This is a genomic window from Sphingomonas adhaesiva (genome assembly GCF_036946125.1).
Taxonomy (GTDB): domain Bacteria; phylum Pseudomonadota; class Alphaproteobacteria; order Sphingomonadales; family Sphingomonadaceae; genus Sphingomonas; species Sphingomonas adhaesiva_A.
Window position 1 is genome coordinate 2,407,674 of the sequence record NZ_JAQIJT010000002.1, and the last position, 13,331, is coordinate 2,421,004.

General features: G+C 71.9%; 9 protein-coding genes and 1 pseudogene. 3 read left to right on the forward strand and 7 right to left on the reverse strand.

Annotated features, from left to right (window positions below; translation table 11 throughout):
- Positions 1–20 precede the first annotated feature (20 nt).
- The 3 genes from PGN23_RS17540 to PGN23_RS17550 are packed head-to-tail and all read left to right on the forward strand — an operon-like array spanning position 21 to position 4,758.
- Complete coding sequence (locus PGN23_RS17540) at positions 21–1,307, forward strand: 3-isopropylmalate dehydratase large subunit (RefSeq protein ID WP_335304379.1); 1,287 nt, start codon at positions 21–23, stop codon at positions 1,305–1,307.
- Entirely contained in the window at positions 1,304–1,831 is a 528-nt protein-coding gene (locus PGN23_RS17545; RefSeq protein WP_335304380.1) for a LeuD/DmdB family oxidoreductase small subunit, read from the forward strand. Before PGN23_RS17540 ends, PGN23_RS17545 begins: the two co-directional genes overlap by 4 nt.
- Positions 1,832–1,890: 59 nt before the next feature.
- Positions 1,891–4,758: a TonB-dependent receptor domain-containing protein gene (locus PGN23_RS17550; RefSeq protein ID WP_335304381.1), complete on the forward strand. Its 2,868-nt coding sequence runs from the start codon at positions 1,891–1,893 to the stop codon at positions 4,756–4,758.
- 58 nt (positions 4,759–4,816) lie between these two features.
- Here PGN23_RS17550 and PGN23_RS17555 read toward each other — a convergent pair whose 3' ends face one another.
- The 7 genes and pseudogenes from PGN23_RS17555 to PGN23_RS17580 all read right to left on the reverse strand — a co-directional run bounded on the left by PGN23_RS17555 (position 4,817) and on the right by PGN23_RS17580 (position 13,316).
- Positions 4,817–7,591 carry a M16 family metallopeptidase gene (locus tag PGN23_RS17555; RefSeq protein ID WP_335304382.1) on the reverse strand — a complete coding sequence of 925 codons (2,775 nt, stop codon included), beginning with the start codon at positions 7,589–7,591 and terminating at the stop codon, positions 4,817–4,819.
- Positions 7,588–8,388, reverse strand: coding sequence for a hypothetical protein (locus PGN23_RS17560; protein WP_335304383.1), 801 nt, complete (start codon positions 8,386–8,388; stop codon positions 7,588–7,590). Before PGN23_RS17560 ends, PGN23_RS17555 begins: the two co-directional genes overlap by 4 nt.
- On the reverse strand, positions 8,385–8,714 hold the full coding sequence (trxA, locus tag PGN23_RS17565; protein ID WP_335304385.1) for a thioredoxin: 330 nt from the start codon (positions 8,712–8,714) through the stop codon (positions 8,385–8,387). The genes PGN23_RS17560 and trxA overlap by 4 nt, the downstream gene beginning before the upstream one ends.
- A gap of 8 nt (positions 8,715–8,722) precedes the next feature.
- Complete coding sequence (locus tag PGN23_RS17570; RefSeq protein WP_335304387.1) at positions 8,723–10,174, reverse strand: metallopeptidase TldD-related protein; 1,452 nt, start codon at positions 10,172–10,174, stop codon at positions 8,723–8,725.
- Positions 10,171–11,163, reverse strand: coding sequence for a TldD/PmbA family protein (locus tag PGN23_RS17575; RefSeq protein WP_443019817.1), 993 nt, complete (start codon positions 11,161–11,163; stop codon positions 10,171–10,173). The genes PGN23_RS17570 and PGN23_RS17575 overlap by 4 nt, the downstream gene beginning before the upstream one ends.
- Before the next feature lie 78 nt (positions 11,164–11,241).
- Positions 11,242–11,523: pseudogene (locus tag PGN23_RS18460) on the reverse strand (PmbA/TldA family metallopeptidase); the annotation flags it as partial.
- A complete protein-coding gene (locus tag PGN23_RS17580) occupies positions 11,520–13,316 on the reverse strand; it encodes an ABC transporter ATP-binding protein/permease (protein ID WP_335304390.1) in 1,797 nt (598 codons plus the stop codon). The gene PGN23_RS17580 and the pseudogene PGN23_RS18460, both read right to left, overlap by 4 nt.
- Positions 13,317–13,331 lie beyond the last annotated feature (15 nt).

Below are 13,331 nucleotides of genomic sequence, written 5' to 3' on the forward strand. Positions count from 1 at the left end.
TCTGAACAAGGAGCCCTCACATGGGGATGACCGCAGCGGAGAAGATCTTCGCGGCGCACGCCGGTCTCGCCGCCGTCTCGGCGGGCGAGATCGTCGTCGCCAAGCCAGACCGCATGATGCTCCACGACATCACCGGGGAGCTCGCCTTCGCCATCTTCCGGTCGATGGGCGCGACCGAGGTGTGCGATCCCGACAAGGTCGTCCTGGTCGGCGACCATTATTCGCCGCCCCCGCACCCGGAGGCGGCCGCCCTGCTCGCCAAGATGGAACGGTTCGCCCGGGACATGGAGGTGCAGCACGTCTTCACGACCGGCCAGGGTATCGAGCACACCCTGCTGCCGGAACGGGGCCTGCTGAAGCCGGGCAACCTCGTCATCGGGACGGACTCGCACACCTGCACCGCCGGCGCGTTCTCGGCGCTGGGCACCGGCATGGGCTCCTCCGACGTCGCCGCCGCCATGGCGCTGGGCGAGATGTGGTTCATGGTGCCCGAGACGATCCGCGCGACCTACGTCGGCCGACGCCCCGCCTGGATCACCGGCAAGGACCTGATCCTCGCGCTCCTGGCCCGCATCACCGTGGACGGCGCCACCTACAAGTGCGTCGAGTTCGACGGCGAGGCGATCGCCTCCCTCAACATGGATGAGCGCATGGCGCTGTGCAACATGACCGTGGAGGGCGGCGCCAAGACCTGCTTCGTCGCGCCCGACGACACGCTGCGCGCCTGGGCCGTCGGGAAGCACGGCGAGGGTGCGCTCGACCATCTGGTCGAAAGCGACGCCGACGCGATCTATTCCCAGCACCAGGTCATCGACGTGAGCGAGTTGGAGCCGCAATGCGCGGTGCCCTTCTCCCCGGACAATGTGGTGCCGGTAGGCGAGCTGCGCGGCACTCGCGTCAATCAGGTCTATATCGGCAATTGCTCGAACGGCACCATGACCGACCTGCGGCAGGCCGCCTCCGTCCTGCGCGGTCGCAAGGTGGCGCCCGGCGTGCGGTGCATCGTGGTGCCCGCGACGCAGCGCATCGCGGCGCAGGCGGCACGCGAGGGCATCATGGAAACGCTTCTGGAGGCGGGCGCGATCGTGGGTCCGTCGACCTGCGGCGCCTGCGCCGGCCTGCACATGGGCGTCATGAGCGACGACGAGGTCGCCGTGGCGACCACCAACCGGAACTACCGGGGCCGGATGGGCGCGTTCAGCTCGCGAATCCACCTGGCCAATGCCTGGGTGGCGGCCGCCAGCGCGGTCGCCGGCGAGATCGTGCATCCGGGCGAGGTCGTCACTGGGGAGGCGATGGCGGCATGAACGGGGACACCACCTTCGAGCCCGAGTTCCGCACGGTGCGGGCCCACACGTTCGGCGACGACATCGACACCGACATCATCATCCCGGCCCGGGTCCTGTCGCAACGCACGCCCGAGGTGCTGCGTGCCCATTGCATGGAGCCGCTCGCGCCCGACTTCGCCGATCGGGTGACCCCCGGCGACGTGCTCGTCGCCGGACGCAACTTCGGATGCGGCTCGTCCCGCGAGCACGCCGTGCTCGCGCTCCAGGCCTGCGAGCTGTCGTGCGTCGTCGCGCGGAGCTTCGCGCGCATCTTCTTCCGCAATTCCATCAATCGCGCCTTTCCGCTGCTCATCTGCCCGGAGGCGGTCGACGCCATCGCGGACGGGCAGGAGATCGGCATCGATCTCGACCGCGGCAGGATCGAGGTCGACGGCACCATCTATCAGGCCCGCCCCCTGCCGGAGTTCCTGCAGGGCATCATCAGGGCGGGCGGGCTCGTCGAATACGTCCGCCGGACGCTGGCCGAGCGAGCGGCCGCCTAGCCATCAACGAAACGCGCCGATCGGAAAAAGTCCGACGGTGAATCCAGGAGAGGATCATCATGACGAGCTTCATCGAAAAGGGTCCGGCCGCGCGAAAGTGGATCGCGGTCAGCGCGCTCGCCATGAGCGTCGCCCTCGCCACGCCGGCCGTCGCGCAGACGCAGCAGCCGCCGATCGGCGCGGCGACCCCCGATCCCGCCGCCGAGCCCGCCGGCGTGCCGCAGCCGGCCGCGCCCGTCGCGGAGACCGCGCAGGAGCAGGCGCCGGCCAACGCCGCCGACATCATCGTGACCGGATCGCGCGTGAAGCGGAACGGCTACAAGGCGCCGACGCCGGAGACGGTCGTCAGCGCGCAGGACCTCGCCTCCAACGCGCCCGCCAACGTGGCCGACTTCGTCAACGACCTCCCGCAACTCGCGGGCTCCGCCACGCCGCGCGCGGCGACGACGACGGTGTCGAGTGGCACCGCCGGATCCAACTTCCTCAACCTGCGCGGCCTGGGCGCGAGCCGCACGCTCGTGCTCCTCGACGGTCGCCGGGTGGTGGGATCGAGCGTCGAGGGACTGGTCGACGCCAACACGCTCCCTTCCGCCCTGATCTCGCGCGTCGACATCGTCACCGGCGGCGCGTCGGCCGCCTACGGCTCGGACGCGGTCGCGGGCGTCGTGAACTTCGTCCTGGACACCAGGTTCACCGGCGTGAAGCTGGAGGTGCAGAGCGGCATCAGCACCTACGGGGACGATCGCAAGAGCAAGGTCGAGGCGGCGGTGGGCAAGTCGTTCGCCGGCGGCCGCGGCCACATCATCGTGAGCGGCTCCTACACCGACACGGCCGGCGTCTCGCGCGCCGATTCCCGCCCGTGGTTCAACGGCGCCAAGATCATCGCCAATCCCGCCTTCGTGGCCGGCGGAACGCAGCCCCGCCTCATCCTCGCCGACAACGTCAACACCGCCAACGCCTCGTTCGGGGGCCTCATCACCTCCGGCGTGCTGGCGGGCACGCAGTTCGGCGAGGGCGGGTCCATCGGACGCCGCGTGTTCGGCACTCCCGCCGGGGCGATGTACACGATCGGCGGCGAACGACAGGACCTCGCCGCCTTCTACTCGCTCGAGGCCCCCGTCGAGCAGATCACCGCCTTCGGCCGCGTCAGCTTCGAGATCGCGACCGGCTTCGAGCTGTTCGGCGAGTTCAATTACGGCCGGGGTCTCGCCAAGCCGCAGTCCGCCTACAATTGGGCGTTCGGCAACGTGCGCATCCAGCAGGACAACGCCTTCCTCGATCCCACCCTTCGCACCCGGCTCCTCGCGGCCGGTCAGACGTCGTTCCTGCTGGGCACGTTCAATCCCGATCTCGGCCGGTTCACGTCGCGCAACGAGCGCGAGCTCACCCGCTACGTCGGCGGACTCAAGGGCGATCTCGGCGGCGGATGGACCGTCGATGCCTATGGACAGTACGGCAAGACCGCTTTCGACACCTCCGTCTCCAACCTCCAGATCCGTTCGCGCTACGCGCTGGCCGTCGACGCGGTGCGCAACGCAGCGGGGCAGATCGTCTGCCGTTCGACGCTCACGAACCCCACCGACGGCTGCGTACCCTACAACGTCTTCGGCAGCGGGGTGAACACGCCCGAGGCGATCGCCTACTCGGCCGGGACCGCCCGGCTGAAGCTGGATCTGGAGCAGACCGTCGGCGCGGTGACCGTGCAGGGCGAGCCGTTCTCGACCTGGGCGGGCCCCGTGTCGGTCGCCTTCGGCGGCGAATACCGCAAGGAGAAGGTGTCCGGCACGTCCGACGCCATCTCCCAGGCCAACGACTTCTTCGCCGGCAACTACAAGCCCACGAACGGCTCCTACGATCTCGGGGAGGGGTTCGGCGAGGTGGTCGTGCCGATCGCGCGCGACCTGCCGTTCGCGCAGTCGGCCGACCTGAACGGCGCGGTGCGCTACACGCACTACAGCACGAGCGGCGGGGTCACGACCTGGAAGGTCGGCGCCACCTACAATCCGGTCCGCGACATCCGGCTGCGCTTCACGCGGTCGCGCGACATCCGGGCGCCCAACCTGAACGACCTCTACCTGGGCGGCGTCCAGTCGATCGGACAGACCGTGATCGACCGGGGCGTATCCACGGGCAACATCGTCGCGACCACGATCGGCAACCAGGCGCTCGATCCGGAGCGCGCCGACACGCTCACCGCCGGCGTGGTCCTCGCCCCGACCTTCCTGCCCGGCTTCACCGTGTCGTTCGACTATTACGACATCAAGATCGCGGATGCGATCCTCACCCCCTCCACGCAGGCGGTCGTCAACTACTGCAACGCCGGCAACACCGCGGTATGCAACCTGATTACCAGGAACGCCGCCGGGGTCATCACCGCGATCACCCGCAGCCCGATCAACCTGGCCCGGGAGCGGTCGAAGGGGTTCGACATCGAGGCGAGCTACAACGGCGAGATCGCGCCCGACGCCCGCATCACGGTGCGGGCACTGGCCACGCACGTGATCGAACGCTCGCTGAACGACGGCATTTCGGTCGACCAGCTCGGTGGCGAGAACAGCGTCAACCCGCCCGGCGGCAGCATCGCCGACTGGCGCGTGAACGGCTCCGTCGGCCTGGCGGTCGGACCCTATACCGCGGTGTTCACCGGGCGCTACACTTCGTCCGGGGTGTACGACAGGGCGTTCACCGCCGCCGACCTCGCCGACAACCGGATCGGCGATGCGGTCTATTTCGATCTGGCGACGTCCATCAAGTTCAAGGGCGTCGGCGGAGGAGGCGAGTTCTTCTTCAACGTGGACAATCTGTTCAACCGCGATCCCGTGATCGTCGCGCCCATCAACCAGCCGTTCTTCAACGCGCCGGTGAACGCGCTCCTCTACGACACGATCGGTCGGGAATTCCGCGCGGGCGTTCGGGTGAAGTTCTGAAGCGCGCGGCGCCCTCCGCGCCGCCTCACCGGGTCGGTCCCCTTGACCGACCGCCCGCTTACCGCGGGGTCGTGACGGACGGCGCCGGGTTGCCGGTGATGCGCCATCCTGGGCCCAGCTGCGGCCGGATCGCGGCGGCATCGCCGATGACGATCCAGGTCAGCCACGTCGGGTCGATCGCGCGGCGCAGCGCCGCGACCACGTCGTCGCGGCGGAGCGCGGCGTAGCGCGCGGGCAGGGCGGCCTGGAAGTCGTCCGGCCGCCCGAGCGCGACGTTCGACCGCATCGCCGCGAGCACGCTGTCGCCGGTCGCGAAGGCGCCTGGCAGCCGCGCCTCGGCGGTGTGGATACGGCTGTCGAGTTCCTCCTGCGTCAGCGGGCGCTCGCCGACGAAGTCGGTCACCTCGCGCCGGATCGCGTCCATCGCCGCGCCGGTGCGATCGGTCTGGACCGCGGTGCGCAGCTGCCACGTCATCCCGGCGTCGCGCCGGACGAAGGCGCCGCCCGCACCATAGGTCCAGCCATGGCGTTCGCGCAGGTCGAGGTTGATACGCCCGCGCGCGCCGCCGAGCGCATCGGCGCCGAGCTGGAGCGCGAACAGGTCGTCCTGCGCCTTCGCCGGTGCGGGAAACGCCGCCGCGATCAGCGTCTGGACGCTGCCGGGCGCGTCGATCAGCACCACCTGCGGCGCGGCCGGTGCGGGCGCGAGGGTCGCCTCGGGCTTGCGCCCCGCAGCGCCGGTCGCGCGCCAGTCGCCGAACGCCGCCTCCAGCGCAGCGCGCGCCTGTTCCAGCGACAGGTCGGAGACGACGAAGAGCATCGCCTTGTCGGGGCGGAACCAGGCGCGGTGAAGCGCCGCGAGTTCGTCCCCGGTCGTGCGCGCCAGCCGGTCGGGATCGATCGCTGCGGCATTGGCATAGGGCGAGCCCTCGCCCCACAAACGTCGCTCCAGCACGCGTCCCGCGACCGCATCGACCTCGTCGCGCTGCTGGCGGAAGCGCCCGGCGAGAAGCTGCCGCTGGCGCGCCACCGCCTCCGCGGCGAAGGCGGGGCGGCGGATCACGTCGGCGAACAGCGCCAGCGCCGGGGTCAGCGTCGCGGTGGGCACGTGCAGCGTCGCGCTCGTGCGGTCGTCGCCGGCATCGAACAGCCAGTTGATCCCGAGCATCTCGGTCTCGCGCGCGATGGCGTCGGCGCTGCGCGTCGCGGTGCCCTGTCGCAGCGTGGCGAGCAGCAGGTCCTGCGTCCCGCCCGCCCCCGGCGGGTCGATCGCCGCCCCCGCGTCCAGCACCAGCGCGACCCGGGTGATCGGCGTGTCGGGGCGCTGCGCATGGACCACCATGATCCCGTTCGACAGCGTCGTGCGGCGCACCGCCGGAAAGCGGAACGGCGCGGGCGGGCCGATCGGCGGCAGCGCGAGGTGCGGGGTCGGCGCCACCGGCGCGGCCGGTGCGGGCGATGGCGCAGCGGTCGCGCCCGGGGCCTCGCGGTGCGCGGCGGCGGGGCCGGGCACGACCGTCACGGTCAGCGCGGGCCGCGTCAGCCAGCGTCGCGCAGCCTCGCGGATCGCGGCGGGGGTCAGCGCCGCGGCGGCGTCGAGCATCCGGCCGCCGTACAGCGGGTCGTCCGCGATCAGCACGCCCGCGGCGATGTCGCCGCCCAGCGCCGTGCTCGATTCGTGCGACAGGGTGCGCAGCCCACGCTCGCGCATCGTCACCCGCCGGATCTCCTCGCGGGTCGGCCCCTCCTTCAGGAACCGGGCCAGCACCGCGTCGAGCCGGGCGGCGACGCGCGCGGGCTCGACGCCGGGTGCGACCGTATAGGCGATGCGGAAGATGCCGGTCCGGTTCGATCCGCCCGAGGCGACGAAGACCGAACTCGCCAGCCGCTCGCGCCGCACCAGCGCCCCGTCGAGCCACGCGCCCGACAGCGTCCCCAGCGTCTTCGCCGCCATGTCGAGCGCGAGCCCGTCGGGCCGCCCGGCCCCCGGCACCGCCCAGTATCGCGTCACCTCGGTCGCGGTGACGGCATCGGCCAGCGTCATCGCGACCGGCGCGGGCAGCGTCGGCACGGGAGCGGGCGGCGCGACCACCGGCGGGCCGGGGGAAAGCGCGCCGAAATGCCGCGAGACCAGCCGCTTCGCGGTCGCCAGGTCGATGTCCCCGACCAGCACCACCACCGCGTTGCGCGGGGTGTAGAAGCGGCGGTGCCAGTCGCGCACGTCGGCGACGGTCGCGGCGTTCAGCGTCGCCATCGACCCCAGCACGGTATGGCCGCTCGGGTGACCGGGCGGGAAGAGCGTCGCGAGCACGCGCTCGTGGATCGCGCTGCCGGCCTGCGCATCGGTCAGGCGGCGCTCGTTCTGGACGATGGCGCGATTGACGTCGAGCGCGGCGCGGTCGATCGCGCCCTCCAGATGCCCCATCCGGTCGGCCTCGAGGAACAGCACCCTCTCCAGCGCAGCGGTCGGCACCGTTTCGTAGAAGGTGGTATAGTCGGTGCCGGTCGTCGCATTGACGCCCGGATCGCCCAATTCGGTCAGTCGGGTCAGGTAATTGCCCGGCGCATTCTGCGACCCGTTGAACATCAGATGCTCGAACAGATGCGCGAACCCGGCGCGATCGGCGGGCTCGTGGGTCGATCCGACGCCGTAAGCGACCGTCACGCTGACGACCGGCGCCGCCCGGTCCGTCACCACCACGACGCGCAACCCGTTGGAAAGCGTGAAGCGCTGCGCATCCTCCGGCGTCGCGGCATGGAGCGCGACCGGGAGCAGCAGCAGCGCCAGCACCAGCGCGGCGGCGCGGCGCAGGGTCGCGCCCCGGCCGCTCACTGGTTCGCCAGCAGGGCGATGCAGCGCTGCGCCAGCGCCTTCACCCGCACCTGACCGTGGCGGTTGACCCACCTGAGGTTGCGCTCGAAGCCGTCGAACAGCGCCGGGTCGCGGTCGCGGAACAGCGCCGGATAATCGGGATGCTCGCCGCGAGCGCGCCGCTCCTCCTGCGCCTGCCAGATCGTCTCCAGCGTGGCCTGCGCCCGCGCTTCCTGCTCGCGCGACCAGTGATCGGCGTACAGCTCCAGCCCGCGCCAGGCGCGGAAGGTGGAGGAGAGGACCGACCGCCCCTCGTCCGCGGGCCAGGCGGCTGCCTCCCACAGGGCGGCCACGGCGTCCTGCTGCGGATCGACGGCGGTGTCGGCGGCGGACAGGACGGCGTCACGCGCGGCTTTCCATTCGGCATCCGAACCGCCGCGACGGTGGAGGTCGATCAGCATCGCCGCGACGTCGCCGCGCCAGTATCGGGCCTCGGGCGCATCGAGCATATCGATCATCAGCGAATTGGCGACGTCGCGCGCGCGTGGTCCCGACGGGCGCGCCGCGACACAGCCGCGGACGAAGATGCGCGCCGCGTCCGGCGTGCGCATCGCCGCCGCGATGGCATCGATCATGTCGATCACGGTCCGGGTGAGATCGAGAAAGCGGCGCAGGTCCGCCGCATCGTCGCCGGCGAGCGCGGTGGCGAGCGGGGCGGCCGGACGCTCGTCCTCCACCGACATGATGCGATCGATGCGCGCCAGCAACCGCGACCTCCTCGTCGCGGCGACCTCCGCCGTCGTCGTCGACGCCGTCACAGCGCCTCCTCCACCATGCGCGCCAGGCGCAGGCGGGACGCCATGCCCGCGACGCGCGCGACCTCGCGCCCGTCGCGGAACAGGATCAGCTGCGGGAGCGCGCGGACACCGTGCGCCTCGGCCAATGCGGGATGCGCCTCGGCATCGACCTTGGCGATGGTCGCGCGTCCGGCGACATCCTCCGCGAGGTCCTCCAGCACCGGCGCCAGCGCGCGGCACGGCGCGCACCATGGGGCCCAGAAATCGACCAGAACGACCCCCGCGTCCGGCGCCAGCACGCGGGCGGCAAAGGCCGCGTCGTCCAGCGCGATCGTTCCCATCGTCATCACTCCCTTTACGCGCGCCCGCCGACCATCATCCGGTCGATCCTGACGGTCGGCTGGCCGACGCCGACGTCGAGCCATTGTCCTTCCTTGCCGCACGACGCCTCGCCGCTGTCGAGCGCGAGGTCGGACCCGATCATCCCGATGTGCCGCAGCGCCTCGTCGCCCGCGCCGATCAGCGTCGCGCCGTCGATCGGCGCGGTGACGCGACCGTTCTCGATCAGGAACGCCTGCGTCGTGCTGAAATTGAACCGCCCGCTGACGATATCGACCTGCCCGCCGCCGAACTCGACCGCGTAGATGCCGTGATCGACCGACGCGAGGATGTCCGCGGGATCGTCGCGGCCCGCCGCCAGGAAGGTATTGGTCATCCGCGGCATCGGCAGATGGGCGTAGGACTGGCGCCGCCCGTTGCCGGTCGGCCGCGCGTTCATCAGCCCCGCGTTCAGCCGGTCCTGCATCAGCCCGACCAGCACGCCGTCCTCGATCAGGACGGTGCGGTCGGCGGGCGTGCCTTCGTCGTCGATGCCGACCGATCCGGCACGGCCGGAAAGGCCGCCGTCGTCGATCACCGTCACGCCGGGCGCGGCGATCCGTTCCCCCATGCGCCCGGTGAAGACCGAAATGCCCTTGCGGTGGTGGTCGCCCTCCAGCCCGTGGCCGACCGCCTCGTGGAACAGCACGCCGGGATAGCCGGGGGCAAGGACGACGGGCATCGTGCCGGTGGGCGCCGGGTACGCGTCGAGGTTAACCGTCGCGATCTCGACCGCGCGGCGCACGGTGCGGCGCAGCGCTTCCTCGTCCAGCGCGGCGAGGTCGTGCCGGCCGCCGAGGCTCGCGCTGCCGCGCCCGCGCCGGTCGCCCGCCTGCGCTACCACGGTCAGCCCGACGCGCAGCAACGGGCGCACGTCGGCGTGCATCCGGCCGTCGAGCCCGATGACGAGAACGACCTGATCGGCGGCGGTCATGCCGGCATCGACCCGCTCGACCCGCGGATCGGCATCGCGCGCGAGCGCGTCGATACGTTCCAGTAGCGCGATCCACGCCGCCGCGTCGGGGGCGGAGACCGGGTCGACCACGGGGTACAGACCGTGGTGGCCGCCGACGCGCGCCACCGGCACCGCCGCGACCGGCGGTGCCGCATCGCCGTGGCGCATCATCGCGCGTACCGCCCGCGCGGTGTCGAGCAGCGCGGGTTCGCGCAGGTCGGCGCTGTGCGCGAAGGCGACCTCGCCGTGGCGCGCGGCGCGGATGCCGACGCCCTGCCGCATTTCGAACCCGCCGCCGACGACCCGCCCGTTCTCCAGCCGCCAGCGCCGCGTCTTCACCGCCTCGAAATAAATATCGGCCAGGTCCGCGCCGGTCGGCACCAGCGCGGCCATGGCGCGCCCGATCGCCGCCTCGTCGAGCCCGGCGGGGGAGAGGATCGCGGCTCCGGCGATCTCCATCGGGATGTCGATCATGCCGTGCCTCCCACGGTCATGCCGTCGATCAGGATCGATCCGCTGCGGATCGCGCCGTGGCGCTCGACGTCGTCGCCGACCGCGACGATCGCGTGCAGCATCCGCGCCAGGTCGCCGCCGACCGTGACATCGATCACCGGATGGTCGATCCGCCCGCCGACGACCCGGAACCCCGCCACCGCGCGGGTCCAGTTGCCCGTGACGGGGTCGGTCGCGCCGCCCAGCAGGTGCGTGACGAACAGCCCGTCGCCGAGCCGCGCCAGCATCGCGTCGAGGTCCCCGCCCGGCAGGCGGCTGCGCAGCGACAGGTTCCACGGCCCGTTGGCGTTGCCGGTCGAGCGCATCCCCAGCCGCCGCGCGGAGCGGGTGGCGAGGAAATAGCCGGTGGCGACCCCGCCCTCGACCACCGGCCGGCGCGATCCCGCGACTCCTTCCGCGTCGAAGCCGCCGCTCGCCATGCCATAGGGTTCGGACGGATCCTCGATCAGGTCGAGATGATCGGCCGCCACCGCCCGTCCGATCGCGTCGCGCAGGAAAGTGGTGCCGCGCTCCTGCGACCCGCCGCTCAGCGCGCCGACCAGATCGCCGACGATCGCGGGCGCCACGCGCGGGTCGAACAGCACCGGCATCGTCCCCCCCGGCATCGCGCGCGCGCCCAGCCGCCCGGTCGCGCGCGTCACCGCCTGCGCGGCGAGCGCGCCCGCCGAGGGCAGGTCGGCGAGGCGGCGCTCGTAGCCGTCGGCGTGATCCTGCATCGCGCCGCCCGCGCCCTGCGCCATCACGACCAGCCAGCGGCCGTGGAGCGAGGAGGCGGCGCTGCGGCAGAAGCCGTCCGAGGTCGCCAGCGCCATCAGCGCCTCCTGCGACGTGGTGCCCGCCTCGACGACGCGCACGCCCGCGTCGTGCCGCGCTGCCCCGGCCTCGATCTCGGTGGTGGTCGCGATCAACTCGTCCGCCTCCGGCTGGTCGCCGGCGTCGAGCGCGGGCATCGCGCCGTCCCACGCCAGCCAGTCGCGATCGGCAAGCCCGGTGCCGGCGTCCGGCTCCACGCGCCGGGCGATGGCGACCGCCTCCTCCGCAACGCGCGCGATCGAGGCGGAATCGAGCGCGGTCGCCGAGGCGCTGCCGTTGCGTCCGTCGCGGAAGACGGTGACGCCGAGCGACTGGTAGCCGTCGCGCAGCCGCGTCTCTATCGTGCCGCCGCGCGCGACGAAGCGCACGCCCCCGCCCGCCCGCACGTTCGCGCTCGCGGCATCGGCGCCGAGCGCCACCGCGCGCTCGACCGCCGCCGCCGCGGCATCGCGGAGCGCGGCCTCGCTCCACTGGGTATAGTGCCGCGCCGTCGTCATCGATCGTCCCGTTCGACCGCCGCGCCCGTGGCGATGGCGCCCTCGATCGTCAGCTTGTGGGTGTAGAAGCCGCGCAGCCGGTCGTCGTGGACGACGCTGACCAGCGTCACGCCGGGCAGCGCGGCGAGCAATTCGCGGTGGAAGAAGCGCGCGTTGTCGCCGTCGAGCGCACTGGTCGCCTCGTCCAGCACCAGCAGCGTCGGGCGGTGGAGCAGGATGCGCGCCAACGCGATCCGCTGCTGCTCGCCCGGCGACAGCTCGTCCTGCCAGATGCGCAGCGCGTGGAGCTGGTCGGCATGGTCGGCCAGCCGCACGCGCGCCAGCAGCGCCGCGATCGCGGCATCGTCGTGCGCCTCGGGCGCGTCGGGGAAGCAGATCGCGGCCTTGAGCGTGCCGAGCGGCAGGTACAGCCGCTGCGGCACGAACATGACGACGCCCTCGCCGGTCATCGCGACCGCGCCCGCGCCGTCCGGCCACAGCCCCGCCATCGCGCGCAGCAGCGTGCTCTTGCCCGCGCCCGAGGGACCCTCGACCAACCAGCGTTCGCCCTCGCGCACCGTCCAGTCGCCGACGTCGAGCAGCGACGCGCCGTGCGGGCGGTGCAGCCGCAACCCGGCCGCCGACAGCGCGACGCCGGCGGCGGTCCCGGTCGCGAAGTCGATGCCGCGCGGGCGCTTCAGGTCCATCGCGTCGTCCAGCGCCTTCAATCGGTTCAGGCTGGCGATCTGGAACGCGATCATGCCGTAGCTCTGCACGACATAGGACAATTGCATGACAAGCTGTTGGAAGGCGTCGCGCGCGCCCATCATCTGGCCGAAGCTGAATGCGCCCGCGAAGTAGCGCGGCACGAGCAGGAACAGCGGCAACATGCTGCTCAGCCGCTCGTAGATGCCCTGTCCGGTCTGGATGCCGAGCAGGCCGTACATGAGGCTGCGATAGTTGCGGCGGATCGCGGCGAAGGCGGTGCCAAGCGCCTCGCGCTCGGTCGCGGTCGCACCGACGAAGCCGATCTGCGCGGCGTTGCGGCGGACGTGGATCAGCCCGGCGCGGAAATCCGCCTCGTAATGCTGGTCGCGCATCCGCGCACGGACATAGGGGCGCCCGATCAGGGAGATGACCCAGCTGCCTGCGAAGGCGAAGGCGACCGCATACCAGATCGTGCTGCCCGGGATCGACAGCGTGCGGCCGAACAGCGACAGGCGGATCGGCGCCGCCGTCTCCATCAGGATGATCGCGAAGCTGACCGACCCGACGATCATGCCGACGAAGCCCAGCGCCAGCGTGACGAGCGAGGTGTCGCCGTTGCGGCTGGTGCCGGTCACGTCGGCGATGTCGACCGCGATGCGCTGGTCGGGGTTGTCGATCACCTGCAACCGCTCGATCTCGGCGAAGCGGTTGTTCGTCATCCAGCGGTCGAGGTAGCGCCGCGTCATATAGGTGCGCCAGCGGATCGCCAGCACCATGCGCGCATAGGTGTCGATCAGCGTGCGGACGATCTGCATCGCCATGATGATGGCGAAGCTGAACAGCAGCGGCACGAACTGCGACGCCTGCCGCTGCTCCAGGCTGTCGAAGAACGCCTGCTGCCAGCGGTTGCCGGCGATGAAGACCCAGGCGCTGCCGAACTGGAGCGCGAGGAGGACGATCAGCAGCGCCCAGGCCGCCTTCCAGTCGGGCGAGGTCCAATAGGACGTCAGCAGCCTCCAGCCGTGGCGCCAGCGCTCGCCCGCGGGCTGCGGCGCGTCGAGGCCCGTCTCGCGACGGGCCTCCTTGCCGTGGGGTTGGGGTAGCATGGGGCTGGCTCCGGC